Origin of the sequence: Roseibium sediminicola (genome assembly GCF_023156505.1) — a bacterium.
Lineage (GTDB): Bacteria > Pseudomonadota > Alphaproteobacteria > Rhizobiales > Stappiaceae > Roseibium > Roseibium sediminicola.
In genome coordinates, this window is record NZ_JALNMJ010000002.1 from 41,604 (window position 1) to 67,879 (window position 26,276).

Annotated in this window: 19 protein-coding genes; 10 read left to right on the top strand and 9 right to left on the bottom strand. The window is 62.5% G+C overall.

What is annotated here, in order from left to right:
* Positions 1-238: 238 nt before the first annotated feature.
* The 8 genes from M0H32_RS03260 (at position 239) to M0H32_RS03295 (ending at position 10,511) form a co-directional block, all read left to right on the top strand.
* Positions 239-1,513, top strand: coding sequence for a hypothetical protein (locus tag M0H32_RS03260; protein ID WP_248150651.1), 1,275 nt, complete (start codon positions 239-241; stop codon positions 1,511-1,513).
* Positions 1,510-2,442: a UbiA family prenyltransferase gene (locus M0H32_RS03265; RefSeq protein ID WP_248150653.1), complete on the top strand. Its 933-nt coding sequence runs from the start codon at positions 1,510-1,512 to the stop codon at positions 2,440-2,442. Before M0H32_RS03260 ends, M0H32_RS03265 begins: the two co-directional genes overlap by 4 nt.
* A complete protein-coding gene (locus M0H32_RS03270) occupies positions 2,439-4,892 on the top strand; it encodes a PEP/pyruvate-binding domain-containing protein (RefSeq protein WP_248150656.1) in 2,454 nt (817 codons plus the stop codon). Before M0H32_RS03265 ends, M0H32_RS03270 begins: the two co-directional genes overlap by 4 nt.
* Positions 4,889-5,980, top strand: coding sequence for a DUF3419 family protein (locus M0H32_RS03275; protein ID WP_248150658.1), 1,092 nt, complete (start codon positions 4,889-4,891; stop codon positions 5,978-5,980). Before M0H32_RS03270 ends, M0H32_RS03275 begins: the two co-directional genes overlap by 4 nt.
* A complete protein-coding gene (locus M0H32_RS03280; RefSeq protein WP_248150661.1) occupies positions 5,977-7,278 on the top strand; it encodes a diacylglycerol/polyprenol kinase family protein in 1,302 nt (433 codons plus the stop codon). Before M0H32_RS03275 ends, M0H32_RS03280 begins: the two co-directional genes overlap by 4 nt.
* Positions 7,275-8,072, top strand: coding sequence for a hypothetical protein (locus M0H32_RS03285; RefSeq protein WP_248150663.1), 798 nt, complete (start codon positions 7,275-7,277; stop codon positions 8,070-8,072). The genes M0H32_RS03280 and M0H32_RS03285 overlap by 4 nt, the downstream gene beginning before the upstream one ends.
* Entirely contained in the window at positions 8,069-9,493 is a 1,425-nt protein-coding gene (locus M0H32_RS03290; RefSeq protein WP_248150666.1) for an AMP-binding protein, read from the top strand. The genes M0H32_RS03285 and M0H32_RS03290 overlap by 4 nt, the downstream gene beginning before the upstream one ends.
* A 178-nt stretch (positions 9,494-9,671) precedes the next feature.
* Positions 9,672-10,511 (top strand): LacI family DNA-binding transcriptional regulator, encoded by an 840-nt coding sequence (locus M0H32_RS03295; protein ID WP_248150669.1) that lies wholly within the window; start codon positions 9,672-9,674, stop codon positions 10,509-10,511.
* Positions 10,512-10,524: 13 nt separating this feature from the next.
* On the opposite strand, the gene M0H32_RS03300 is transcribed toward M0H32_RS03295, so the two are convergent.
* From M0H32_RS03300 to M0H32_RS03320, 5 genes are all read right to left on the bottom strand, one after another.
* On the bottom strand, positions 10,525-10,926 hold the full coding sequence (locus tag M0H32_RS03300) for a hypothetical protein (RefSeq protein WP_248150671.1): 402 nt from the start codon (positions 10,924-10,926) through the stop codon (positions 10,525-10,527).
* Between the two features lie 73 nt (positions 10,927-10,999).
* Positions 11,000-14,362, bottom strand: a complete 3,363-nt coding sequence (locus tag M0H32_RS03305; RefSeq protein ID WP_248150673.1) for a M10 family metallopeptidase C-terminal domain-containing protein — start codon at positions 14,360-14,362, stop codon at positions 11,000-11,002.
* A gap of 951 nt (positions 14,363-15,313) precedes the next feature.
* Positions 15,314-16,213, bottom strand: a complete 900-nt coding sequence (locus tag M0H32_RS03310; protein ID WP_248151745.1) for an HNH endonuclease — start codon at positions 16,211-16,213, stop codon at positions 15,314-15,316.
* Positions 16,210-16,491 (bottom strand): hypothetical protein, encoded by a 282-nt coding sequence (locus tag M0H32_RS03315; protein WP_248150675.1) that lies wholly within the window; start codon positions 16,489-16,491, stop codon positions 16,210-16,212. Before M0H32_RS03315 ends, M0H32_RS03310 begins: the two co-directional genes overlap by 4 nt.
* A gap of 39 nt (positions 16,492-16,530) precedes the next feature.
* Positions 16,531-20,214 (bottom strand): vitamin B12-dependent ribonucleotide reductase, encoded by a 3,684-nt coding sequence (locus tag M0H32_RS03320; RefSeq protein ID WP_248150677.1) that lies wholly within the window; start codon positions 20,212-20,214, stop codon positions 16,531-16,533.
* 637 nt (positions 20,215-20,851) lie between these two features.
* Between M0H32_RS03320 and M0H32_RS03325 the strand changes: the two genes are divergently transcribed.
* Both M0H32_RS03325 and M0H32_RS03330 read left to right on the top strand, forming a co-directional pair.
* Positions 20,852-21,580, top strand: a complete 729-nt coding sequence (locus M0H32_RS03325; protein ID WP_248150680.1) for a response regulator — start codon at positions 20,852-20,854, stop codon at positions 21,578-21,580.
* Positions 21,581-21,774: 194 nt separating this feature from the next.
* Positions 21,775-22,161, top strand: coding sequence for an NADH:ubiquinone oxidoreductase subunit NDUFA12 (locus M0H32_RS03330; RefSeq protein ID WP_248150683.1), 387 nt, complete (start codon positions 21,775-21,777; stop codon positions 22,159-22,161).
* A 415-nt stretch (positions 22,162-22,576) separates the two neighbouring features.
* Here the strand turns inward: M0H32_RS03330 and aat are convergent, their stop codons facing one another.
* The 4 genes from aat to M0H32_RS03350 form a co-directional block, all read right to left on the bottom strand.
* On the bottom strand, positions 22,577-23,257 hold the full coding sequence (gene aat / locus M0H32_RS03335; protein ID WP_248150685.1) for a leucyl/phenylalanyl-tRNA--protein transferase: 681 nt from the start codon (positions 23,255-23,257) through the stop codon (positions 22,577-22,579).
* Positions 23,258-23,308: 51 nt separating this feature from the next.
* Positions 23,309-24,655, bottom strand: a complete 1,347-nt coding sequence (gene accC, locus M0H32_RS03340; RefSeq protein WP_248150687.1) for an acetyl-CoA carboxylase biotin carboxylase subunit — start codon at positions 24,653-24,655, stop codon at positions 23,309-23,311.
* 15 nt (positions 24,656-24,670) lie between these two features.
* Positions 24,671-25,141: an acetyl-CoA carboxylase biotin carboxyl carrier protein gene (gene accB / locus M0H32_RS03345; RefSeq protein WP_248151747.1), complete on the bottom strand. Its 471-nt coding sequence runs from the start codon at positions 25,139-25,141 to the stop codon at positions 24,671-24,673.
* 325 nt (positions 25,142-25,466) lie between these two features.
* Positions 25,467-26,255, bottom strand: a complete 789-nt coding sequence (locus M0H32_RS03350) for a DsbA family protein (protein WP_248150689.1) — start codon at positions 26,253-26,255, stop codon at positions 25,467-25,469.
* Positions 26,256-26,276 lie beyond the last annotated feature (21 nt).

A 26,276-nucleotide genomic window follows, 5' to 3' on the forward strand; every position in this document is an offset into this window, starting at 1 on the left:
AGAAACGGGGAGCGACGAATGAAACCAATGCATCTGAACAGTTTCATGAAGAGGTCTGACGCGTCCCTAAAAAGGGGGGGCGGCAGCGGGCCTGACTGCTTGCTCGGACGAGAGCGCCAGCATCCGCAAACGGCATTAGCGATTTTTTACAAAGCTTTGTTAGCCTTCCGTGCCATTATCCCGTTCGGTTCGTGCAGCGGGCCGCCTTCTATTCGTTCCTTATTTCAAGTCGCAGCTCATGCCGATCCCGCCCAAGACCCTTCATTTTCTGAAAAAGCTCAAGGCCAAGGCCGAACCGTCCGCGATTGCCGCGCGCCTGACACCGCGCGCCGGGGCGCCGGCGCCGCTGATGACCCTGCCGAAGCCGTCTGCCGCCGCGATCAACAGGATCTGGGCGCGGATGACGAAAGCCGGCGTGCCGGAGACGGCGCGGGTGGAACTCGCGGACGAACGAACGCTTTCGGAAGCGGAGACCTATGCCGGCAATATCGAGAACATGATCGGCACGGTGAAGGTGCCGGTCGGTGTGGTCGGACCGCTGCGCGTCAACGGTGTCTTTGCCCATGACGACTATTTCGTGCCCTTGGCGACGACCGAGGCTGCGCTGGTGGCCTCGTATGCACGCGGCGCCAAGGCCGTCGGCAGGTCCGGCGGGGTCAGTGTGGCAACGCTCGGGGAAGGGGTCCTGCGCACCCCGGCCTTCCGCTTTGCCTCCATTGCGGAAGCAGGCCTCTTCGTGAATTGGGTGGTCTCCTCGGCAGAGGCGCTGATCTCGGCGGCCGAAGCAACCACCAGCCATGGCAAGCTGCTCTCGATCGATCCGGTGATCGACGGTGAGATCGTCTTTCTGATGTGCCGCTACGAGACTGGAGACGCCGCCGGCCAGAACATGGTCACCTTCGCCACCGAGGCCCTCTGTGCGCACGCGCTGGACCAGTCACCGGTGCAACCCCGATCCTGGTTCCTGGAGGCCAATTTCTCCGGCGACAAGAAAGCGAGCTTTCTCGGCACCATGCTCGGCCGGGGGCGCCGGGTCACCGCGCAGGTCGACATGCCGCGCGAGGTGGTCGAAACCACGCTGGGGGCATCCATCGACGAGATCCTCGAATATGGCCGGATCGCCAATCTGGGAGCGTTGATGACCGGGCAGGTTGGCGCCCAGGCCCATTTCGCCAACGGTCTTGCTGCGCTTTACCTTGCCACCGGCCAGGATGTCGCCTGCGTCGCCGAATCCGCTGTCGGCTTCACCCGGATGGAACGCAGCGCCACAGGCCTGCTGGTCACGGTCACGCTGCCCAACCTGATCCTGGGTACGGTGGGCGGCGGCACCGGTTTGCCGTCGCAGGCAGCCGGTCTTGATGTTCTGGGCCTGAAGGGCACCGGCCATGCGCCGGCGCTGGCAGAAGTCGCTGCGGCGCTGTGCCTCTGCGGTGAGCTCTCCCTGACGGCAGCCGTTGCCGGCGGGCAATTCGGCAGCGCGCACAAGCGCCTTGCCCGGGGCTCCAAGACATGAGTGTGCGGACGGAGAATGACGCGCCATTGCTTTCGCGGCTCTGGACCTATCAGGCCGAACGCTTTCCACTGATCCAGACCGTGCCGCTGCTCGGCGCTTTTTCCGCTGCATCCGTGACGGCGTCGGCCCGGCTCGCCGACCGGCCTCTGCCGGGGCCAGATGCCTATCTCACCGCCTTCCTGATCGTGATGGTGTTTTTCTGGCAGATGCGGGCACTGGACGAGGTCAAGGATGCCGATATCGACCGGCGTTACCGGCCCGAACGGCCGATCCCGCGCGGACTGGTATCGCTCAAGTTGATCCTGTGGCTGGCGGGCATCGCGGCAATTCCGGCAGCGCTTGCTGCGTATGGGCTGTCGCCGGTTTTGCTGCTGCTGGTCGGGATCACCTGGGCCTGGCTGGCCCTGATGAGCGTCGAGTTCTTCGCGCCCGCCTTCCTGCACCGTTCACCGGCGCTTTATCTGATATCGCATATGGCGATCATGCCGTTGATCGACCTTGTGCTGACCGGCTGCGAATGGGTGCCCTTCGGCACCGTTCCGGAGGGCCTCTGGACCTTCCTGCTGATGAGTTTCGCCAATGGCTGCGTCATTGAATTCGGCCGCAAGATCTGGGCGCCTGAGAACGAGCGGGAAGGTGTCGAGACCTACTCTTCCGCCTGGGGGATCAGGCGTTCGCTGACGGCGCTCGGAATTGTGACCGCCATCGCATTTTTTGCTCTTTTGGTTTGCGGGATCTACCTGGGGCGGCCCCTGGTGACAGCGCTGTGCGGGCTGGTGATCCTCGCTCCGTTTGCCTGGACCCTTTTCGCCTTCGCGCGCCATCCCAACCCGAAACACCAGAAACGTCTGGAGACGTTGTCCGGTGTCTGGGTTCTCGCCTGCTATCTTGCGGCTGCCTTTGCGCCAAGCCTCGGAGGTGCTTCGTGACCGGGCTCATCGGGTTGGAAGCGGCTGCAAGGTCGTCGTCGCAGGTTGTCGGCGGCAAGGCCTTCGTGCTGGCCGAAATGGCCGCCAAAGGCTTCAAGGTACCGCGGTTTGTCGTGATTCCGCCGGAGTGTTTTCAGGACGGGCGCCTTGAACGGGACATGCGCGAGCGCCTTAACGAGGCCGTGCGCACTCTGGCCGGATCGGCCTTTGCCGTGCGCTCTTCTGGGCGCGCGGAGGACGGTGCCCAGGATTCCCATGCCGGGCAATTCCTGACGCTGTTGAACATGTCGGCGGTCGACGTGCCGGACGCGGCCGAACGGGTCTTTGCCTCCGGTCTGGCGGACAGTGTGACGGCCTATCGCGAAGCGCGCGGGCTGACGGAGACCGACATGCCTTCGGTCATCGTCCAGGCCATGGTCGATGCAAGGGCCGCAGGCGTGGCCTTTGCCGCGGATCCGGTCAGCGGACGGCGCGATCAGATCGTGGTTGCGGCCACTGCCGGCCTGGGAGAGACGTTGGTCTCCGGCGAGGTCAGCGGCGAGACCTGGCGGTTCTCGCAATCGCATTTCGAAGCGCTTGAGATGCCCTCCGGTGACAGTGCCTTGAGCGCGGACGAGGCGCAAAGGATCGCGCGATTGTGCGCGGATGTCAGCGCGGCAAGGGGCGCACCGCAGGACATCGAATGGGCATGGGCAACGGGTGAGGCCGCACCGCATCTGTTGCAGGCGCGGCCGATCACGACGGACCTTCTGCCGGAAGGGGCCGGGGAACCCCGGTTGCTGGTGTTCGACAATTCCAACATCGTCGAGAGCTATCCGGGGCTTGTGTCGCCGCTCACTTACAGTTTCGCCGTTGAGGCCTATGCAAGGGTCTACCGGACGTTCCTGGCACTGATCGGGATCCGGGACGAGGTCATCCGGTCCCACGACACCGAGCTTGCCAACATGCTCGCGCGCATCGATGGGCGCCTCTATTACAATCTCGGCAACTGGTACCGGCTGTTGTCGCTGCTGCCGTTTTTCTCCAGCAACCGGCAGCACATGGAAACCATGATGGGTGTCTCCGAGCCACTGCCGGATGAAGTCATGGCCGGGATCGAGCCGTCCAAGGGGCTGTTCTCCGCGGCCCGCATGGTGGCGGGGCTCGCCTTCGCTGCGTTTCGTCTGACCTCCATCAAAGCCGGATTCATGGCCCGCATCGGCAAGACCGTGCCGCCGCGCGAACAATGGTCCAAGCTGGAAAAGCGCCCACTTTCGGAGCTGGCGGCCGAATTTCGCCGGGTCGAAAGGGCGCTTCTGGACGATTGGGACGCGCCGATCGTCAATGATTTCATGTGCATGATGGCCTTTGGCGGCTCTCGTGCGCTGCTTGAAAAATGGGCCGGCGACGACGGACTGGCGCTCCACAACGATGTCATGATCGGTCAGGGCGATATTGTCTCCGCTGAACCCGCGCGCCTAATCCGGGAAATGGGAGAGGTTGTCCGGACAACGCCGGGCGCAGCCGATCTGCTCGCTGCCGGCGACCGGGATGCGATCTTCGCTTTGCCGGTATTGGGGCCGTTGCTCACCGATTACCTCAACCGTTTCGGCGACCGGCGCATTGGCGAGTTGAAACTGGAAGAGCCAACGCTGGATGAGGAGCCCGGAGCGCTGTTCCGCGCCGTGCTTGCCTCGGCGTCTCACACAGCCAACCCTCGCGAACGCACGGCGCCGGAGGCGGAGCTGAAACGTTTGTTTTCCGGAAGGCCCTTCCGGCGCCGGCTTGCCGGCCTGGCACTCTCCTATGCCAAGGCCAGGGTGCGGGACCGGGAAAACCTGCGCTTCGAGCGCACCCGCATCTTCGGCTATGCCAGACGCGTGTTCCGTGCCATGGGCGCGTCCCTCACGGCAACCGGTCATCTGGATGAGGCCGATGATGTTTTTTTCCTGTCCCTGGACGAGTTGCTCGCCATTGCCGAGGGCGCTGCGGCCGACGGCAATATCAAGGCGCTGGTGGAATTGAGGCGAGCGGAGCGGGCTGCGGCGGCGCGGCTGCCGGAACCGCCCGAACGGATCCTGGTGCGTGGCTCGGTCATCGACCGGGCAAGCCGGCTCGCGACGGTTCAGGAAACGGCCGGAGACGTCGGCGAAACCGAACGGCGCGGTACGGCCTGCGGAGGCGGTGTTGTGATTGGCATCGCCCGGGTGATCCGCGATCCGGCGGAGGAACAGGTGCAGGCCGGCGAAATCCTGGTCGCCCGCCACACCGATCCCGGCTGGATCTCCCATTTCGCCAATGCCGCGGCCGTGATAGGTGAGCGCGGCAGCGTCCTGTCCCATTCGGCCATCGTCTCGCGGGAGCTTGGCATTCCCTGTGTCGTCGCCGTAAAGGACGCCTGTTCCTGGATCCAAACCGGTGACAGGATCGAGGTTGACGGCTCCAACGGCTGGGTGAAGAAATTGCCATGACACAATCGATTGACCAGCGTGCCCGTTTCGATGCCATCCGCTATGCCCGCGCCTGGGAAGACGCAGACGTGCTTCTGGGCGCGATGCAGCCGCAGGCCGGCCAGCGCTTCCTGTCGATCTGCGCGGCCGGAGACAACGCGCTGGCGCTGCTGCTGCTCGATCCGAAAGAGGTCGTCGCCGCGGATCTTTCGCCCGCCCAGATCGCCTGCCTCAGACTGCGCATCGCCGCTTATCTATGCTTGTCGCACGCCGAGTTTCTGGAGCTGATCGGCGTAACGAATTCGGCGCGGCGCCCGGAGCTATTGGAGCAGGTGCTGCAGGCGTGCGATCCGGAAACACAGACGTTTTGGCGGGAACACTTGCCGGATGTGACCCGGTTCGGAGCCGGCAATATCGGCAAGTTCGAGAATTATTTTCGCCTGTTCCGCCGCTATATTCTGCCGCTCATTCACTCCCGGAGAACCATCGAGAGCGTTTTTATCGTACGCGAGAAAAGCGCTCGTGAAGTGTTTTTCGAGGCACGCTGGAACAACCGCCGCTGGAAACTCGCCACCAGCCTGTTTTTTTCCAAAACCGTAATGGGCTGGCTCGGACGCGACCCCGCCTTTTTCGATCACGTCGAGGGCAGCGCAGGGGCCCATGTCCGCCGGAAGGTACGTTTCGCCGCCGTCGATCAGGATCCGAGTGAAAACCCCTACATGCGCCATATCCTGACGGGCACCAATGACGGGGCTTTGCCGACCGCCTGGCGGCCCGAGAATTACGCGATCATCGCCGAGCGTGTTGATCGCATCACCCTGGTGACCGGACCGGTCGACCGCGGTGAACTGGGTGTCTTCGACGGCTTCAATCTCTCCGACATTTTTGAGTATATGTCTGTGGCGGAAACGGCCGAGGTCTATGGCCGGCTGCTAGAGCGCGCGGCCCCCGGGGCAAGGTTCGTCTACTGGAACATGATGGCGCCGCGTTCGGCCCCCTCGGCGTTCGCGGGTCGCGTCCGCCGCCTGCCGGAGCTGGAAGCGCGCATGAAACAGGTCGACAAGGCCTTTTTCTATGCTGACCTCGTGATCGAGGAGACGGATTCTTGATCGTCCAGATCGTCATTGCCGTTGCCTCGGTGATCGCGCTCTTCGCGCTGGCGGCGATCATCCGAAAAGTCGCGGACCGGTTCGTGATCGGCGCGGAAAGCCAGCGCAAGGCGGTTCATGTCGGAGTTGGCGTCCATGCCATGATGCTGCCGCTCCTGCTGACCCGGGAAGGGTTTCTCGTGTTCGCGGGCCTTGCCGCGGGTGCCTTGCTGGTGCTGCGCATTCCCGGAATTGCTTCAGATGGCATCGGCGCATCGCTGCATTCCGTAGAGCGCCGGTCCTGGGGCGATTTTCTGTTTCTGGTCGCCGTCACTGTTCTGTTTGTGCTCTCGCCCGGTCACCCGGCGCTGTACATTCTGCCGATTGCCGTGCTGACGCTTTCGGACGCGGCCGCGGCTCTGGTGGGCACCGAATACGGCCGGCTGCGTTTTGGTGGCGACGACCGGATCAAAAGTGTAGAGGGCAGCGTGGCCTTCTTCGTAGTCACCTGGATGACGGTCGTGATCATCCTGCAGCTGGCAACAGATATTCCCCGCCCCAATGTCATCTGGCTGGCAACGCTGGTCTCGATCTTCGCGACCTATGTGGAAGCCGACAGCTGGCGCGGTCTCGACAATCTCTTCGTCCCGGTCGGCATTTTTGTCCTCCTGAGCACCTGGGCACAGTCGACGCCACTCATTCTGGGCGCATTGACGGTCGGCTGGCTGCTGCTGCTGCTCATTGCCAGGCTGGCGGCGCCCCATCTCGGCATGACGCCCCATGCGGCGCGCTCCGCCGCCGTCGCGCTGTTCCTGTCCGCCGTCGTCGCTTCGCCCATCAATTCGGTCTTGCCGGTGCTGGCCTTTGCCGCGGCGCTCCTGGCCCGGTCCACCGAAGGCGACACGGAACCGATCCTGGATTTCGTCGCGACCCTGATCCTTGCGGGCGTCGCCTGGCTGGTTACGGGCAATGTCTTCGGCGTCAACGCCATCGCCTTCTACGCGGCGAGCTTTTCGGCCATCGGCGCGGGCTACGCGGCCTTTGCGGTCCGGGACAGCCGATTCCGGATTTTTGGTACTGTCCTGGCGGTGGCTGTCTTCCTGATGGCCTACTGGCTGCTTCTGCCCGGCATGATTACGTTCACGGGGTGGACGCCGTCCTCGCCGCTGTTCGCCATTGTCGCGGCTGTGACCGTGCTGGCGGTCTTGATTGAAGCGGCGCGTCCGAAAAACTGGCCGGCTGGATCGCCGGGATTGCGTCTGGCCATCGTCGCCCTGATCTGTCTTCTGCCCGTCTACATCTATGAGGCCCTGTCATGAGCTTGCCAAAGATCCATCGCGAGGTTCCTTCCTGGGATGGCAGGCGCACTGCCGCGATCGGCTGTGGGGCCTTTGAGGCGGTCGAAAGCGGTGCGGCCTTTCTCCGCGAAACTTGCGATAGGCTGCGCGAAGAGGGCTACGAGGCTGTTGTCGGTCCGATGGACGGCTCGACCTGGGGCGCCTACCGGCTGCCGGTCTGGACCGACGGCAGTCCGGGCTTTTTCATGGAGCCTGCGGCCGGACCGCATGACCTTGGCGCATATGAAACCGCCGGGTTCGAAGTGGCCGAACTGCATGTTTCGTCGACGGCAGCACCCGGCTCGCGCGGCTACGCCGATCTGGTGCAGGGCCTCGGCGTTGACAGCTGGAACGGCGAGGAGCCGGAAAAACTGCTCGCAAGTGCCCACAGGCTGGTGATGGAGGGCTTTGCCCGAACACCGTTTTTCACGCCGGTACCGGAAGACATGTTTGTCGCGCGCTATGCGCCGCTGCTGGCCCATGCGGATCCGCGGCTGATCCTGAGGGCTGTGGACGAGGCCGGTGCGGTGAGGGGGCTGACGCTGTCTTTTCCCGATCCCTTGCGCAAGGGTGCTGTTGTCCTGAAGACCTATGTCGGTTCGCTGCCTGGCGCTGGCCGGGTCATGGCCGACCGGGTCCATGAACTCGCTGGCGAGCTTGGCTTTACTGAGGTCATTCATGCCCTGATGCGCGAAGGCATTGCCTCGGAAGCCCAGAGCCGCAAGTTCGGCGGCACGGTGTTTCGCCGTTATGCCTTGATGGGACGGGTGCTTTGAACCTCATTCAGGATTTCCTGAGCGAGGCACAGCGGCAGCCGGAGCACATCGCGATCATCGACAAGGCCGGCGCATCGATCAGCTATGGCGACCTTGAAAGATACTCCGGCGGGCTCGCCGCCACGTTTGCGCAAAAGGGGGTCGGCAAGGGTGACCGGGTGCTGATCGGGCTTTTCCCAGGTCTCGATCTTTATGCAGGCCTTGCCGCCCTGTGGCGCCTCGGGGCGGTTGCCGTTTTTCCGGAGCCTGCCATGGGGCTCGCCGGGTTCAGGCATGCGGCCAGGGCCACCCGGCCCAAAGGCCTTCTGACCGGCATGGCCATCGGGCTGCTCGGTCGCATTCTGCCCGAGACCCGGCGCATACCGGTGCGACTGTCTGCGAAGGCGGCCAGGGTGGGGCAGGTGGAGGGCTGCGAGGTGCTCCAGCCGGAGGATCCGGCGCTGATTTCCTTCACCAGCGGCAGCACCGGCCTGCCCAAGGCAATCGAACGCAGCCATGGCCTGATGCGTGCCCAGCACGAGGCCCTTGCACCGCTGATTGCGTCCGACAAGGAGGAGATCGACATTGTCGCCTTTCCCGCCTTTGTGCTGACCTGCATCGGCCATGGCACCACGGCGGTGATGCCAAACTGGAACCTGCGCCGTCACGACCGCATGAAGCCGGAAGTGCTGACCCGCCTCGCCGAAAAAACCGGCGCAACGCGTCTTCTGGTGCCGCCGGTGACGGTCACCAGATTGCTCGCCGCGGACCTGCCGAAGAGCGTTCACCGGGTCATGACCGGCGGCGGACCGCTCTATCCGGACGTCGCCCGCAAGTTTCTGGCGGCGCATCCAGGGGTCGGACTGACCAATGTCTACGGCTCGACGGAAGCCGAACCGATTGCCCATGCCCATCTGGAAAGCTTGAGCGAAGCGGACTGGCAAGCGGCTGCAACCGGGCAGGGCCTGCCGGCCGGAACGCCGGTCCGCGAAGCGACGCTTCGCTTTGTCGACGACGAGATCCTGGTCTCCGGTCCCCATGTCAATCGCGGTTATCTCGATCCGGCCCGCAACGCGGAGACCAAACTTATCGAGGGCGATATCGTCTGGCACCGCACCGGCGATGCCGGCCGTCTGGACGAGGCCGGCCGTCTCTGGCTGCTCGGCCGCCACGGCGCGGCACAAGACCGCCTGTTCGGGTTTTCGGTGGAAACGGCGGCGCGCCTATGGCCGGGCGTGACCGGTGCCGCGTTTACGGTCGACGGCAGGGGCATGCCGGTGCTGTTCCTGTCCGGCGATTCTTCCCGGATACAGGACTGGCGCCAGAGCGCCGAGGCGCTCGGCGCTGTGGAGGTCCTTTATGCCGACAGCATTCCAATGGATCGCCGCCACCGGTCGAAACCGGATACCCGACGGCTGCTGCAACGCTTCGGACGGGAATGAACGGGAGCGGAACAGGCGTTCCGGAAGGCCTTCGTCGGAACCGCCTTGCTTGCTGTCCACACGCACAGTGCTGCCTTTGGTATTCCAAGCACCTTTGATTAATCCTCTTGCGGCAAAGTATGACCTAAACATTACGTATGAAAGCGGATGCTTATGCCAAATCGATCCGGAGCAGAAAATGGTTGATCACAATGGTTCCGATGTTGTCGGCCTGATCGTGCCGGACATCACCAATCCGTTTTTTGCCCAGCTCGCCAAGAACATCGAGATGGAGGCAGCCTCGCGCGGGGCCATGGTGATGTTGTCCAACTCGCACGACGATCCGGACATTGAGCGCAAGCAGATCAGGGCCATGCACGGCCGCTCAATTTCGGGCGTGATCGTGGTCGCCGGCTCCGACGCCAGCCGGCCCGCCTCCGCCGACATTCCGATTGTCTCGCTCGACCGCCGCTATGGAAACTATCCGCTGGTGGCCACCGACCAGCGTGACGGCGCGGGCAAGGTTGCTGAACATCTTTATGAACTCGGCCACCGCACCATCGCCTATCTCACGGGGCCGGAAGGCATGGATGTCGCCCGCCAGCGCCGGGACGGTTTTGTCGCCAGGGTCAATCAATTGTCGACGCCAGAGGATCCGATCGAACTGACGATCCATTCCGGCCCGTTCGATTTTGAGACCGGGGAGGCGATCGGACGCGAGATCCTGTTGCCGGTGCGCAAGGGCGCGCGCACGACGGCCATTGCCACCGCCAGCGATCAGCAGGCCATAGGCGTGCTGCGCTGCGCCCGCGATCTCGGCATTCACGTGCCGCAGGATGTATCCGTTGTGGGCTTCGACGATATCTCGATGGCGTCGCTGGTCGTGCCGCGGCTGACGACCCTGCGCCAGCCGATCGAGGACCTGGCCGCCGCGGCCATGGAGCGGGTCCTGGACCCGTCAATCTTTCCCGCGGACATTGCCATCCGGGGCTCCCTCGTGGTCCGTGAATCGACCGCACCCGCCGCCATGTGGGGCTGATTTTCGGGAACCGTCAGTACATCACCCTGAACAGCGTGATATCGACCGGGGCGCCAGGCTCGACCTTGGCGCTGCCGCGGGCAAGCAGCCACCCGTCAGCGCGTTCCAGCCGAGCCACGATCCAAAGGATTTGAGGCGCCGCCGCCTGATCGGGGGCGGGTACTGAAAAGGCGATGGCCTTTGAGCTGCCGGAGCTTTCCAGGCGGGTGCCGGTGCTGTTTGCGGAGTTGCCAGCGCCGGTCTCCAGCATGATCTCGATCCGGCCTTCGGGGATCTTGTCCCCCTCCTCGTAGAAAAGGGTGCCGCCGATTTCGGCTGCCTGAGCTGCCGGTGAGGGAGCCGCCGCGCCGATGCCAGCGGCCAGCAATCCGGCGGCCAGAAGGGGCGAGGGGCGCTTGGTCGGGGTCGTCAACAATCTGTCCTCCTGTTGCCGCGATCAGATCGCGGGGAGAGGCGGGGCGCTTGAGAAGCGCCCCGCCGGTGTCAGTCTAGGCGATGACGAAGAAGTCGTCCGCAGACAGGTTGAGGCCGGACCTCAGCTGCGCGAACTGCACCGCCTCGATGTCGCCGGTGCCGTCGGCGTCATAGGAGAGGGTGCCGTCATTGGTGTCGTAGATGATCCGGTCGAAGGCATCCTGGGCGACCCCGGCCGCGCTCTTGTGGAACGCGGTGAAATCAAGCAGGCCTTCGTCCAGCTCGGCGAAGATCGACTTGTCCAGCAGGATCGTGTCGTCATGGACATTGAAGTCCTTGATCCGGTCCACATTGCCGTTTCCGAGCTCCGTGGAGAAGCGGAAGGAATCCTCGCCCTGGCCGCCGGACAGGATGTCCGCGCCAAGACCGCCATCCAGCAGGTCGTTGCCGTGGCCGCCGAAGAGCTTGTCATTGCCGGCTTCACCAGGCTGGACAGGCGCGGGCGGGAACTCCACCGAGACATTGAGCGTATAGGTCGAACCCTCCGGCACGGCCTCGGTCCAGCCGCCCGGCGCGTCCGGGGTCCAGCTGCCTTCCAGGATATAGTAGGTCCCGGTTTCCTGAACGACGAAAACCGTGCTGGAATCCCGGCCCGAGGTCGACCCCGGATCGCCGCCGCTATCGTCGTTCTCGGTGACCACCTCGCCATTGCTGTCGAGCAGGCGCACCCAGCTGTCATGGACATTCGGATCGGCGATGCCGTCAATGTCGATGGTCAGGATGGTGCCGGCCGCCAGGGTGATGCTGTAATAGCCACCAAGACCATTGCCGGTGGCGTTGACTGTGGTGTGCAGCACGGAGGTGCTGTCGAAGATGTTCGGGTCTTCGGTCAGCGAGAAGTTGTTGGAGATGTCGAAGGCGGTCGCGATCGAGTTGTTGGTCGCGTCCGGTCCGAGCGTGGCATAGCCGGTGCCCATGCCGGGCTGCGGAATTTCATCGGCATGGTCGCCGAAATCGCCGAACAGGATATCGTCGCCGCGCCCGCCTTTCAGGACGTCGTTGCCGCCCTGGCCGGTGAGTACGTTGTCGCCCCGGTCGCCCTTGATCCTGTCATTGTAGCCGGACCCGGAGAGGTTCTCGATGGAGATGTATTTGTCGCCCTCGGAGCGGCCGCGCGCCAGGTTCAGATTGACGCCCCGGTCGGAGGTGGAATAGTCCGCCGTGTCCGAGCCCGAACCGCCGTTCAGGACGTCACGACCCTTGCCGCCGGTCAGGATATCGTTGCCGGCGCCGCCGGACAGAACGTTTTTCCCTTTCGTGCCGATCAGGTGATCGTCATGATAGGATCCAACCGCGTTTTCGACATCGACGATGATGTCGTGGCGGATGGCCGTGCCCCGGCCGACGATCTGCACCGGTCCGGTGGCGTCGCCACCGCTGGCCGTGCCGTTGCCGAGATCCACCGTGACACCGGCATCGCTGCCGGAATAGTCGACCGTGTCGTTGCCTTCGCCGCCGTCGAGATAGTCCTGGCCGGCGCCGCCGATCAGAATGTCGTCGCCCGCGTCACCATAGAGGATGTCGCCGTCGTTGCCGCCGTCGAGAATGTCGTTGCCGCCGCCGCCATTGAAGACGTCGCCGCCGCCACGGCCCCAGAAGTGGTTGTCGTCATCGGTGCCGATGAAGCGGTCGATGCGATCATCCGAGCCGATCAGGTTCTCGATGCTGTCGAACGTGTCGCCGGAGGCCGTGCCGCCGCTGGCGGTGTTGGTCGCCAGGTTGACCAGCAGCTGGAACGGGCTTTCGTTGGAATAGTCGACCGTGTCGACGCCCGCGCCGCCGCGGAACGTGTCGGCCCCGGCCTGGCCCATCAGGACATCGTCGCCGTCGCCGCCGTCGAGAATGTCGTCGCCGGCCCCGCCCAGGATGGTGTCGTTGCCGCGTCCGCCATAAAGCGCGTCATTGCCGTCGTCGGTCTCGGTCTGGTCCTCCAGCTCATCGATCGGGATGGTGTTGTTGATGTCGCGGCTGGCGAGCGTGTCACGGCCGCCGACGATGTAGTCGTCGCCGTCCAGGCCGAAGATCGTATCACCACCGGCACCGCCGATCAGTTCGTTGTCGCCCTCGTCGCCGACGATGATGTTGGTCAGCGAACCGGCGGCATTGCCCGGATCCGCGTCGTCGTCGCCGTCATCCACTGGGGGCTGGGCCGTGCCGCTCACATAGATGATGTTCTCGACATTGGCGACCTCGCCGAGATCGATGCCGCTGCCGATGACATAGATCGTGTCGTTGCCGCCGTCTTCTTCTTCCCGGACAATGTCGTCGATGCTGTCGACGAAATAGACATCGTCGCCGGCGCCGCCGGCCATGCGGTCCGCACCGCCACGTCCATCGAGGATGTTGTCGCCATCGTTGCCGATCAGGATATCGTCATAATCGCTGCCGATGCCGTTCTCGATGTAATATTCGCTCTGGTCTTCGTTGTGACCGGCGAAGATCGAGACATTGTTGGAATGGCCGTTGACGCTGGAGAACTGGCCGGCGCGCAGGTCCAGGATCGTGCCGGCGGTGGAGCCGGAAAAGTCGATCGTGTCCTCGCCGCCGGTGTCGTGGATGACAAAGCCGATATCGTGCTGCATGCCCTCCGAGGTCAGCTCATAGCCGTATTCGGTGCTGTTGAAGCCGTAGACATTGTCGCCGGTGTTCAGGTCGATGGTCTGGTAGGTGCGCTCGCCGGTGTCTTCGTCGACGGTCGCATAATAGCGCCGGATCACCGCCTCGATATCGGCCATCATCGGCGTGACGGCCGACCAGCGGGTGGTTTCGCCGACATCGATGCCGTCGAAATAGGACATGACGCTGTATTGCTGGCGGTCATAGGTCCATGTGGCGTTGTTGAGATAGTTGATCTGGACGCCGCCCGGGCCGCTGTAATTGTAGAGCCCCGGATGGTTCAGGCCGAATTCGTGGCCGAGCTCGTGAATGAACGTGTCGAAGACATAACCGCCGATATCGGTCTTGTTCGGCTCGGTGTCGTGGAACCGCTGGCCAACGCTGATGAAGCGGTTGCTGGAAAAGGCGCTGCCGTCGTTCTGCTCGCCGATTTCCGGGCTGACGATCTGCATCCAATGGGCATCCGGATCGAACTCCGCGTCGTCGACGATCTCGAATTGCAGCGGCGTCGTGGCCGACCACATCTGCAGCGCGCCGATCACGGCGGCCTTATACTCCGGATGGTCGTTCAGCTCGGTGACATTGATCACCAGCGGCTCGGCCGCCAAATCCGGCGACAGGCTGCGCGGCAGCGCGCCGAGATATTCGAGATAGGCCTCGTAATCCTCGCTCTTGCCGAAGGGATTGTCCGGCGTCTGGTCGTTGACCCACCACTGGTCATCCACTTGGCTCGACTCTGGGGTCTGGTTTGAATCAGGCATCTACTGCTCCCATTGGAATGATTGTTTCTTCGTCGATGCCGCAAGTTCGGCTTTGGGGACCGCCCGAAGCCCGGCCTTGCGTCGCCGTCGTCCTCAAGGGGCTTGAGGGACGTTTCGGATTTGAGGTGAGGGGGGCGGCAGCCCGGGCCGGGAGGACCGGAGGCGTGGCCCAGTGCCGGGGGCTGCAAGGGCACGGGCCGCATCACCCGGGCTGCCGCCGTCTGTGTGGCGCCGGCTGTTGCCGGGCGCCGGGTTGAAAGTGTGCGGGCCCGCCGCCGTGCGGCGCCGCCGGTCCGGGCGATACCGCGCAGGGATAGTCCTGAAGGTGCTCCAGGCGCCAGATTTGTCACCGGGCAGCAGATCCGACATTGGGCCTGACTTTGGGCCCGGTATTGGGGCTGCCACTGGGCTTGGCGACGGGTCTGCTCGCGGCGCGTGGGGGCCATACTCTGCCCACGATGGAGGCGCACAGCAGGAAACGCGCCGCCGGCGGCTCGCGCGCACCGGCGGCGCCCGCCGCACACGGCGAGGGGACTGCCCCGCGCGGCATCCGGGGAACTCCTGGCTGCGCTGCCCGCCACTGCCCAGGCCCTCCATCGACTCAGACCCGGCAAAGCCGGAGCCGCGGCCGGTCGGAAACAAAGCCCAAACGGGTATTATTCGTGAAAGCAACTATTGATTGCATTATGGCGCCTGCTTATGCGTTTCCCCGGCCCTGCGCGGAGCGCAGGCAACAGGAAATGAACGATTTTCCACACGGGTGCGGAAAACCTGATAAGTTGCAATATTTTAGAGAATTGCAACCATGAGATGTTTAACAGTGATGACTATACAATAAATTGCATTGCGGCGTGTTTATGGCAAGGGGGAAATTTTGTGGGGAGGGGGAGAGGCGCTGTAAAAACTGGTGATCAGCTAGACGGTGCGCACGCGCCGGCAACTTCAGGTTTTTTACTGTTTGAAACAGTTCTTTTTATGCCAAGCTAAAAATTCATCGCGTGGTCGATTGGCAAGCCTTTCAGGAAGCAAGAGCTTTCCTGATTTGTTGATCATTGACTTGATCGTATCTGGATCGTTGGTTTGCCTCGAAACGAGAATGTCAAAGTCACTCGACAGGCCAACGAGTCCTCTATCGAACATCCAATGCACCGTGCCGGACAGTGCAATCCCGTTGCTGACAATGTCAGGGCCATTGTGTTCAACCGGTTTGATATGTGCCGCTTCCACTTCGGCGCGACCGCCACCATTTATCAGCTTCAAGCCTGTGATGGCACAGCGTTCACCGTATGCCCTGAGAACTGTCTTTCGGAAATTCCGGTCGCGTACGGCCCTATTGGTCAACTGACTGACACGTTCCCTTGGCGACATGTCCTGAAATGATACTTGTTCCTCTCCGAAGCCAGTCGCTGTTCCAGCCTGTTCATTCCGCGGTAGCATAGCTTTTTCATCACCGAGACCAAGTTCGACAATCCGCACGAAGTCTTCCTGAGACAGCGTTCGAACGGCCGCTTGTGCTCGACCGGAGATCTTGTTTTGATCATTGAGCAAGCCTCGTTCTACCACATCATTTGCAACACGGAATGGAACGGGATCGCCAAAATCGAGATATGTTCCAGGCTCTATGATTGCCAAATGCATGTCGGGGGTTCTGGGATCGGCAATGATCTCCTGAACTCTTGCAACAGCGAAATAGCCTTTGGTGCCCTTCACCTTGCCGGGTTCGAGGTAAACGATCCAGTCTCCCTGACACTGTTTGGCACGTGTTAGGTATTGTTTTGGGAACTGATACCGCTCGGACGGAACGTCGTCATAGATTGAATCAGTTCGGTGAAGGAAAACACCAAATGTCATGCCTTGAAACATGACGGGAAATTGCGGCCCTGCCAATCCGCGAAGTTGTTGATATTGAGATTTTCAACTAGCTGAACCTTGGGTTGGTCGGTTCGTGGCGAAGGTTTGATTGGCATCAATAAGCCGATGCATTCCAGCCGCTGTTCTCCAGCCCACACAAAAACCCGCCCACCGTCACCGGCAAGCGGGTCTTTTCTTGTCTGGGCGCCGGGAGCCGCGCTGAGACCGGTGGTGAAACCGGCCTGGGCGAACTCCCGGCTAAGCTTGGGACAGTTCAAAAAAGTCAGGCCTCCGTTTGAGCGGAGGCCTGCTGGTTTTTAGCTGCAGCCGCTTGTGCTGCCGCAGGTGTCGCATTTCAGGCAGGTGCCGTTGCGGACCATGGTGAAGTTGCCGCATTCGCCGCAGCTTTCGCCTTCATAACCCTTCATGCGCGCCTGGGCGATCTGCTGGGCGGCCGTCTTGACCGGGGCAGGGGCGGTGGAGACCTCCACGGCTGCCGCCGCTGCCTCGCCGCCGCGCGCAAAGGCCGTTGCCACGGCTGAGGTCTGCGCCGAGACGGAACCCGCCAGTTCGACCTTCACCGTTTCCGTGATCTCACCCGCCGGCTCGGAGCCGGAGACGAGGCGGAAGCGTTCGGTCTGGCCGCGGACCAGGCCGTGGGAGACGACGCCGCCCGAGGAGCCCTTGTCCATGGTCTTGACCGCGCCGGCGCTGACCGGGCCGTTGAAGGCTTCCGGCGGCACATGGGCCAGGTCATGGCGGCCGAGATAGGAGACCGCCAGCTCGCGGAAGACATAATCGAGGATCGACGTCGCGTTCTTGATCGCGTCGTTGCCCTGGACCATGCCGGCCGGCTCGAATTTGGTGAAGGTGAAGGCGTCGACATATTCCTCCAGCGGCACACCGTATTGCAGGCCGAGCGAGACGGAGATGGCGAAGTTGTTGATGAAGGCGCGCAGGGCCGAGCCTTCCTTGTTCATGTCCAGGAAGATCTCGCCGAGACGGCCGTCGTCATATTCGCCGGTGCGCAGGAACACCGTGTGACCGCCGATCTTGGCCTTCTGAGTGTAGCCTTTGCGGCGTGCCGGCAGCTTTTCCTGTTCGCGCACGACCCGCTCGACGATGCGCTCGACAATGCGTTCGGCGACAACCTCGGCCTTGGCGGCCAGCGGCTTGGCGGCAATTTCCTCGATCGCCTCATCCTCGTCCTCGTCGTCATCGGCCAGAAGTTGGGCGTTGAGCGGCTGGGAGAGCTTGGAGCCGTCGCGGTAGAGCGCGTTGGCCTTCAGCGCCAGCTTCCAGGACAGCATGTAGGCTTCCTTGCAGTCCTCGACCGTCGCATCGTTCGGCATGTTGATCGTCTTGGAGATCGCGCCGGAGATGAACGGCTGGGCCGCGGCCATCATGCGGATATGGCTTTCGACCGACAGGAAGCGCTTGCCGATGCGGCCGCACGGGTTGGCGCAGTCGAAGACCGGCAGGTGCTCGTCCTTCAGGAACGGTGCGCCTTCCAGGGTCATCGCGCCGCAGACATGGGTGTTGGCGGCTTCGATCTCGCCCTTGGAATAGCCGAGGAAGGTCAGGAGGTCGAATTCCGGATCTTCCAGCTGCTCGTCGGAAACGCCGAGGGCCTTCATCTGCTCGTCGCCGAGGGTCCAGCGGTTGAAGACGAACTTGATGTCGAAGGCCGACTTCATGCCGTCTTTCAGCTTGGTCAGGCTCGCGTCGGTGAAGCCTTTTGTCTTCAGCGCCGACGGGTTGATGCCCGGGGCCTGGTCGATCGAGCCGTGGCCGACCGCATAGGCTTCGATCTCGCCGATCTCGCTTTCCGAGTAGCCGAGCACTCTGAGGGCTTCGGGAACCGCGCGGTTGATGATCTTGAAGTAACCGCCGCCGGCCAGCTTCTTGAACTTCACCAGGGCGAAGTCCGGTTCGATTCCGGTGGTGTCGCAGTCCATGACGAGACCAATCGTGCCGGTCGGCGCGATCACGGTGGACTGGGCGTTGCGGTAGCCGTTCTTTTCACCCAGTTCCAGGGCGCGGTCCCAGGCCTTTCTGGCCCGTTCCACGATGACCGGATCCGGGCAGGAGGCATGGTCGAGGGCGACCGGGTTGGTGTTCAGGTCCTCGTAGCCGTCCGTCTCGCCATGGGCGGCGCGGCGGTGGTTGCGGATGACCTTCAGCATGTGCTTGGCGTTTTTCTTGTAGCCCGGGAAGGAGCCGAGCTCGCCGGCCATCTCGGCCGAGGTCGCATAGGCAACACCGGTCATGACGGCGGTGAGCGCACCGCACAGCGCGCGGCCTTCATCCGAATCGTAGGAAATGCCGGAGGTCATCAGCAGGCCGCCGATATTGGCGTAGCCGAGACCGAGGGTCCGGAACTTGTAGGAGAGCTCCGCGATTTCCTTGGAAGGGAACTGCGCCATCAGCACCGAGATTTCCAGGACGATGGTCCAGAGGCGAACGGCATGCTCGTAGTTGTCGATGTCGAAGGAGCGGTCTTCGCGGCGGAACTGCATCAGGTTCAGCGACGCCAGGTTACAGGCCGTGTCGTCGAGGAACATGTATTCCGAGCAGGGGTTGGACGCGCGAATTTCGCCATCGGCAAGGCACGTGTGCCAGTCGTTGATGGTGGTGTGGTACTGCAGGCCCGGGTCGGCGGAAGCCCAGGCGGCATAGCCGATCTGTTCCCACAGTTCCTTGGCCTTGACGGTCTTCAGCACGCCGCCGGTCTTGCGGGCGGTCAGGTCCCATTCGCTGTCCTCGACAACGGCATTGAGGAAGCCGTCGGTGACGCGTACGGAGTTGTTGGAGTTCTGGCCGGCAACGGTCAGATAGGCTTCGCTGTCCCAATCCGTGTTGAAGGTCGGGAAGTCGATCTTGGTGAAGCCTTGGCGTGCGAACTGGATGACGCGCTGGATGTAGTTTTCCGGCACCATCATCTTCTTGGCGGCGCGGATCTCGCGCTTCAGCGCCGGGTTCTTGGACGCATCGAAGCAGTCGCCATTGTCCGCCTCGCAATTGACGCAGGCGCGCATGATGGCGGTCAGGTGCTTCTGGCAGATCTTGGAGCCGGTGACGAGCGCGGCCACCTTCTGCTCTTCCTTGACCTTCCAGTTGATATATTCCTCGATATCCGGGTGATCGACGTCGACCACGACCATCTTGGCCGCGCGGCGGGTGGTGCCGCCGGACTTGATCGCGCCGGCCGCCCGGTCGCCGATCTTCAAAAAGCTCATCAGGCCGGAGGACTTGCCGCCGCCGGAGAGCTTTTCGCCTTCGGACCGCACATGGGAGAAGTTGGAGCCGGTGCCGGAGCCGTATTTGAACAGGCGCGCCTCGCGGACCCACAGGTCCATGATGCCGCCTTCGTTGACGAGATCATCGCCGACGGACTGGATGAAGCAGGCATGCGGCTGCGGATGCTCGTAGGCGCTCTTGGACTTGGTGAGCTTGCCGGTCTGGAAATCGACATAGAAGTGGCCCTGGCCCGGGCCGTCGATGCCATAGGCCCAGTGCAGGCCGGTGTTGAACCATTGCGGGGAGTTCGGCGCCACCTTCTGGGTCGCCAGCATGTAGCGCAGCTCGTCATAGAAAGCCTGGGCGTCACTTTCCTTGTCGAAATAGCCGCCTTTCCAGCCCCAATAGGTCCAGGTGCCGGCGAGACGGTCGAAGACCTGACGGCCGTCGATTTCCGAGCCGTATTGCTCGTCTTCCGGCAGGTCGGCAAGGGCGGCCTCGTCAGCCTCGTGGCGCCACAGCCAGGACGGGACGGTGTTTTCCTCAACGGCCTTCAGCTTGGCCGGAACGCCGGCCTTGCGGAAATATTTCTGCGCCAGGATGTCGGACGCGACCTGAGAAAACTGGGCCGGGACCTGGATGTTCTCCAGCCGGAACACGATGGAGCCGTCCGGATTCCGGATCTCGCTGGTCGCGTTCCGGAATTCGATGCTTGCGTAAGGCGATTGACCTTCCTTGGTATAGCGCCGCTCGATCCGCATTCTCAATGTCCCCTTTAAATCCCGGCCGGTTCCCCCGAACCGGTCTTGTCCGCATCTCATCCGGCGCGGCGTTTCCGCCTGCCTCGTCACCGGATGTCGCCCTGCATGGTACAGGCTTGTGAGCCTGTATGTAGCGTATCTTGTATCTTGATCCACTATATATAGTGGTCATCAACAGGTTTGTCACGACATGCGCCGGAAAAACGGCACACAAATACCCGTCTCCCGGCTTTGGCTGAAAAGGCGCGGAAGCGGTACGCGGATACTGGTGGATTTGGATGACCGGAGCGCCCGGAAGGGCTCCGACTACGCACATCGCAATGATTAGGAAACTAATGTAAATGAATTCTTAAGGTCAAGGCGCGAGTGACAACAGCTAGTGCCGAGATTGTGGGCAAACGCAAAATATTGTGTGCTGGTGTGGATAGTGGGGAGCGGAGTGGGGACGGCCTGGAGCCTAGGAAATTAGCGCTTGCTTTCCAGGCGAAGGAGTGCCCGATCCAATGGCAGCGATCCCTGTGGATGAGGATAGATCGAATTTTATGAAAATTTGAAGAAAATGGCGCTGACCAATTTGAACCGGGTTTAAGCCGGGTCTGGTTTTATGCGGAACCGTTAGGGAAAGGGTCCGCATTTCATGAAACATCACGCCGCTTTCGGACTTGCGATGGAGGACATCGATGCTGTCGTCGTTGAGGACAGCAAACCGATGCAGACGATTCTCCGGTCGATTCTTCTGAGCTTCAAGGTCGCGCGGGTGCGGGTCTTTGATTCGGTCGACGAGGCGCTTGAAGCGAGCCTTGCCGAACCGCCCAATGTGATTCTCACCGACTGGCGCATGGCGCCGACCTCGGGCTATCAGTTCCTGCGGCTGGTGCGGCACCGGCACATGGAGCCGCTGTGTTATGTGCCGATCCTGTTCATCACCGCCCATGGCACGCGGCCGCTGGTCGACAAGGCTTTGAGGGCAGGGGCCCATCACGTCCTGGTCAAGCCAGTGTCGCCGTCGACCCTGTTCAAGCGCCTGCGCTGGCTTTTGAACGACGACCGGCCGATGATCCTGGAGCATTCCGGCTTCTACAACATCTATGGCATCCAGAAGACGATGGACGAACAGGCGGAGAAGATGCAGTCGCTTGCCGGCGCGCGCCTCCACCATCGAATCGCCACCCAGAAGCGGGCGGAAGTGGAAGACGCGGTCGAGGCCGCCTTCGACAAGAAGGAGCCGGAACCGCGGAACGCCTTTGCCAGCACACGCAAGGGCAGGGCGAAGGACGAGCAGCAGGACAAGCCCAGGCAATCGGCCGCCGCGAGACACATCCGCAACGCCGGTTTCGCCGCCGTCAAGGGCATAAAGGTCCACTGAAATCCTGTCCTTTGTCCGGCCATTGCCAATGCGGCTGCGGCACAAGGACCGAACGCCGATATTCCCGCGCTTTTTAGGGACTTGCGTCTGGACAGACGCGGTTGTTGCCGCCATAGTCCGCGAAATTCCTCTGGGCTCTTTCCGGGGGAACACCGCGCGTTTCCGATTTGCAATCAAGGGACCTTCTAAGGGCCATGAAAACACTGCTCCTCGAATTCTTCACCTGGTGGAACGGCCAGACCATGGGCACCCGCTTCTTCACGTGGCGCAAGGGTGAGTTTGTCGGGGAAGACGAGTTCGGCAACAAGTACTACAAGGAACGCGCCGGCAAGAAGCGCTGGGTGATCTATAACGGTGTCGCCGAAGCGTCCTCCATTCCTCCGGGCTGGCACGGCTGGATGCATCACCGCGTCGACACGCCGCCAACGGAAGAAACCTATCACGCCAAACACTGGCAGCAGCCGCACAAGGTCAACCCGACCGGCACTCCGGGCGCCTATCGCCCGCACGGCTCGATCCTGACCCCGGAAAAACGCCCCGAGGTCACCGGCGACTACGAGGCCTGGACCCCGGGTAACTGATCAGCGAGCGACCCGCGCGACATTCGATGAGCCCCGCAAATGCGGGGCTTTTTGTTTTCGGAGACCCTCACGGTCGTCATCCCGGACGCAGCGCAGCGAAGATCCGGGACCGGGGTGCCGAGGACCAATCGAATGTATGTTTCCGTCAGACGCCAGACTTGTGGCTCCCCAGTCCCGGCTCGCGCTGCGCTTGGCCGGGATGACGCAAGTGAGGGTGGGGGGATCAGGGCCTCGTGAGTGAACCACAGCCGTGCAGCTGCACTCTTATCAGCCCGGGCGAGTGAAGTGAGACCCGAGCCCCACTCATCATTTCCAGAGCGTTTCGATCCTGCAAGTGGTTTTCTGACGCCAGCAGATCATTAGCGAGCGAGTCCCGGATCGGCGCTGCGCTTGACCGGGGTGACACCTGATCCGCCTACCGCGCCTTCCAACTGTCGAGAACGTCCAGGATCTCCGCGCCGCAAGCATGGGGGGAGAGGGCGTAGAAATCGGTTTCCAGTTTGAGGGCGTCCGAGAGCCTCGTGTTGTAGTCCGCCTGGGTGACTTCCATCGTGCCGAACCTGCTGAGGTGGTCCGTCACGAACTGGGTGTCGAGCAGGGAATAGCCGCCGACGATCAGCCGGGCGACCAGATGGGCCAGACAGACCTTGGAGGCGTCCGTCCGGAACGTGAACATGCTCTCGCCGAAAAACGCCCCGTTCAGGCTGACGCCGTAAAGACCGCCGACCAGCTCGCCGTCCTGCCAGGCTTCGATCGTGTGGCAATAGCCCATGTCGAAGAGTTCGCCGTAGAGGCGGCGGATCTCGCGGTTGATCCAGGTTTTCTGCCGCCCGGGCATGGGCTCGGCGCAGCCGTCGATGATGCCTTGAAAATCCGTGCTCACCCGGATCTCGAAAACGTCATTGCGGATCGTGCGGCGCAGGCGCCGGGGCAGGTGGAAACTGTCAAAAGGGAGAATGCCGCGGCGTTCCGGTTCGAGCCAGAACAGGCCCGGATCGTCCGCGGACTCGGCCATCGGGAACAGGCCGCAGGCATAGGCCTTGAGAAGCACCTGCGGCGTGATTTCCATGACGATGTCGTCTTTGTAACCTGCCATTTGGTCTCACTGTCCAAGCGCCGGGGGGGCTGGGCCCCCGGCCTCTGTCGGTCAGCTGGACTTCGTAGCCAGGTATTTTTCCAGCCAGTGGATGTCGTACTGACCGTTCGCTATGTCCTGATTGTCCACCAAATCGCGGAAAAGCGGAATAGTCGACTTGATTTCGTCAACGACAAATTCGTCCAGGCAGCGGCGCAGGCGCATCATGCATTCCACCCGGTTGCGGCCATGCACGATCAGCTTGCCGATCAGGCTGTCGTAATAGGGCGGGATCTTGTAGCCCTGATAGACGCCTGAGTCGACGCGCACGCCCAGACCGCCCGGCGGGTGGTAATAGGTGATCGTGCCCGGGGACGGGGTGAAATTGACCGGGTCTTCCGCATTGATGCGGCATTCGATGGCATGGCCCTCGAAAGTGATGTCGTCCTGGGTCATGTCCAGATCGCCACCGGCGGCAATGCGGATCTGCTCGTTGACGAGGTCAATGCCGGTGATCATCTCGGTGACCGGGTGTTCCACCTGCAGGCGGGTGTTCATCTCGATGAAATAGAACTCGCCATTCTCATAGAGGAACTCGACCGTACCGACGCCGCGATATTTCAGCTTGCGCATGGCGGCGGCGACAATCTCGCCGATCTCGTTGCGCTGGTCGGCATTGAGGCTCGGCGACGGTGCTTCTTCCAGAACCTTCTGGTGACGGCGCTGCAGCGAACAGTCGCGTTCGCCAAGATGCACCGCGTTGCCCTTGCCGTCGCCAAGCACCTGGATTTCGATGTGGCGCGGCTTGCCGAGGTATTTTTCCATGTAGAGCGCATCGTCGCCGAAGGCAGCCTTGGCTTCGGCGCGGGCGGTCGACAGGGCGGTGTTCAGCTCGGCCTCGGTCTGGGCGACCTTCATGCCGCGGCCACCGCCGCCTGCGGCGGCCTTGACCAGAACCGGATAGCCGATCTCACGGGCGATCGCGTGGGCATCGTCCTGGGGCGTAACCGCACCGTCGGAGCCCGGTACCACCGGAATGCCGAGATCCTTGGCCGTCTGCTTGGCCTGGATCTTGTCGCCCATGATGCGGATATGTTCGGCCGTCGGGCCGATAAACTCGATGTTGTGAGCTTCGAGAATTTCCGCGAACCGGGCGTTTTCCGACAGGAAACCGTATCCGGGGTGGACTGCGTCGGCGCCGGTGATTTCACAGGCGGCCAGAAGCTGCGGAATGTTCAGATAGCTGTCGCGGGCAGCCGGCGGGCCGATGCAGACGCTTTCATCGGCGAGGCGCACATGCATGGCGTCGGCGTCGGCGGTCGAATGCACGGCAACGGTTGGGATGCCGAGTTCCTTGCAGGCGCGCAGAATGCGCAGGGCGATCTCGCCGCGATTGGCAATGAGGATTTTGGAGAACATGGCCGAAGCGGCTCCTTATTCGACGATGATGAGAGGTTCGCCGAATTCCACCGGCTGCGCGTCGTCGACCAGGATTTCCTTGACGATGCCGGATTTGGTGGAGGGAATGTGGTTCATGGTCTTCATGGCTTCGACGATCACGATCGTCTGGCCTTCCGTGACCTTGTCACCGACCTGGATGAAGGCGGCGGCGCCCGGTTCCGGAGACAGATAGGCCGTTCCGACCATGGGGGATGTTACGGTTGTCCCGGATTTCGCCGGTTCCGCAGCAGGTGCTGCGGCCGCGGCGGGAGCCGCAGCAGGCGCGGCAACAGGGGCCCCCATCGGCGCGGCCATGCTGACCGGTGCATTGATCGACATCTGCCGGGCCACGCGGATGCGGGTGTCACCCTGTTCCAGCTCGATTTCCGAGAGGTTGGTCTCATCCAGAAGGACGGCGAGATCCCGGATCAGGGCCGTGTCGAATTTCTTGTTATCATTACGCATCATGTTTGGCTCTCATACTCGGTCCGCAAGTAACGCGGCATGCCGTTCTCCGGAATGCCCGCTCCACATCACGTGGGGGCTGTCCCGGCCGCTCCGGAGAGACCGTTCTTAAAAAGGTCCATCCGACCGCGCAGGTGATGCCGCGTTCTTTGCTTCGCCCGGTTTTCAGGCGGACAAAGGTCTTTTGGCCCGTTTCCTGACGGGAGACGGGCCAAGCTTCTTATAGGGATTCAATTGGAACAGGAAAACCCCCGATTTCTCATTGACATCGAGCACCGGAGGTTTCCAACAGGCTAGATCTCGTCTCCGCGGACGCTGAACCGGATCAGCAGGTTGTCTGATCGCAGTTCTGCAGAGACTTTATCTTCTCGCTGAGCTGGTCGTAGCCGACGGCGCCCATGACAACGTCGCTGCCGATCACATAGGAAGGCGTGCCGGTCAGGCCCAGGCGATTGGCGAGAGTGTAGACTTCTTCGATGGTCTGACCGGCTTCGTCGGTCTTCATGGCGATGAGCAGATCCTCTTCCGCAAGACCGGCATCGAGGGCCGCCTCGATGGCGCTGGTGCGGTTGGCCTGGCCACGGCTCAGCAGCAGCTTTTCGTGGAATTCGCCGTATTTTTCCGGTGCGATCGTGTTCACGGCGACTGCGACCTGAGCGGCTTCCATTGAGCCTTGGCCGAGAACCGGAAATTCCTTCAGGACGACTTTCAGGTCCGGGTTTTCCTCGATCAGCTTGACCATGTCGCCATGGGCGCGTTTGCAGTAGCCGCAATTGTAGTCGAAGAACTCGACCAGGGTAACCGAGCCTTCCGGATTACCAAGAACGACCTGGCGTGTGGAGTTGAACAGGATATCGGCGCTGTCTGTCAGGGTTTGCAGGCGGGCAGCTTCCGCGGCCGCCTTTTCGCGGCGGTCCAGTTCGGTCAGCGCATCCGCGATCACTTCCGGATGTTCCAGAAGATATTCGCGCACGATTTTTTCGATTTCGCCGCGGTTGAGCTCCTGTGCGGCGGCGGGCACCGCCAGCAGCGACAGGAGCAGGGCGCAGAGCGAAAGAATACGCATCAGCGCCGGCGGACAGAGCGGCCGGATGGATTGAAGGGGGTTGGTCATCAAGGGCTCCTTGGGTGGCGA

Bases quoted from the DNA above. Each gene is read 5' to 3' on its own strand.
- M0H32_RS03260 (WP_248150651.1), top strand. From the start codon at position 239: ATGCCGATCCCGCCCAAGACCCTTCATTTTCTGAAAAAGCTCAAGGCC.
- M0H32_RS03265 (WP_248150653.1), top strand. From the start codon at position 1,510: ATGAGTGTGCGGACGGAGAATGACGCGCCATTGCTTTCGCGGCTCTGG.
- M0H32_RS03275 (WP_248150658.1), top strand. From the start codon at position 4,889: ATGACACAATCGATTGACCAGCGTGCCCGTTTCGATGCCATCCGCTAT.
- M0H32_RS03285 (WP_248150663.1), top strand. From the start codon at position 7,275: ATGAGCTTGCCAAAGATCCATCGCGAGGTTCCTTCCTGGGATGGCAGG.
- M0H32_RS03295 (WP_248150669.1), top strand. From the start codon at position 9,672: ATGGTTGATCACAATGGTTCCGATGTTGTCGGCCTGATCGTGCCGGAC.
- M0H32_RS03305 (WP_248150673.1), bottom strand. From the start codon at position 14,362: ATGCCTGATTCAAACCAGACCCCAGAGTCGAGCCAAGTGGATGACCAG.
- M0H32_RS03310 (WP_248151745.1), bottom strand. From the start codon at position 16,213: ATGACATTTGGTGTTTTCCTTCACCGAACTGATTCAATCTATGACGAC.
- M0H32_RS03320 (WP_248150677.1), bottom strand. From the start codon at position 20,214: ATGCGGATCGAGCGGCGCTATACCAAGGAAGGTCAATCGCCTTACGCA.
- M0H32_RS03325 (WP_248150680.1), top strand. From the start codon at position 20,852: ATGAAACATCACGCCGCTTTCGGACTTGCGATGGAGGACATCGATGCT.
- M0H32_RS03330 (WP_248150683.1), top strand. From the start codon at position 21,775: ATGAAAACACTGCTCCTCGAATTCTTCACCTGGTGGAACGGCCAGACC.
- aat (WP_248150685.1), bottom strand. From the start codon at position 23,257: ATGGCAGGTTACAAAGACGACATCGTCATGGAAATCACGCCGCAGGTG.
- accC (WP_248150687.1), bottom strand. From the start codon at position 24,655: ATGTTCTCCAAAATCCTCATTGCCAATCGCGGCGAGATCGCCCTGCGC.
- accB (WP_248151747.1), bottom strand. From the start codon at position 25,141: ATGCGTAATGATAACAAGAAATTCGACACGGCCCTGATCCGGGATCTC.
- M0H32_RS03350 (WP_248150689.1), bottom strand. From the start codon at position 26,255: ATGACCAACCCCCTTCAATCCATCCGGCCGCTCTGTCCGCCGGCGCTG.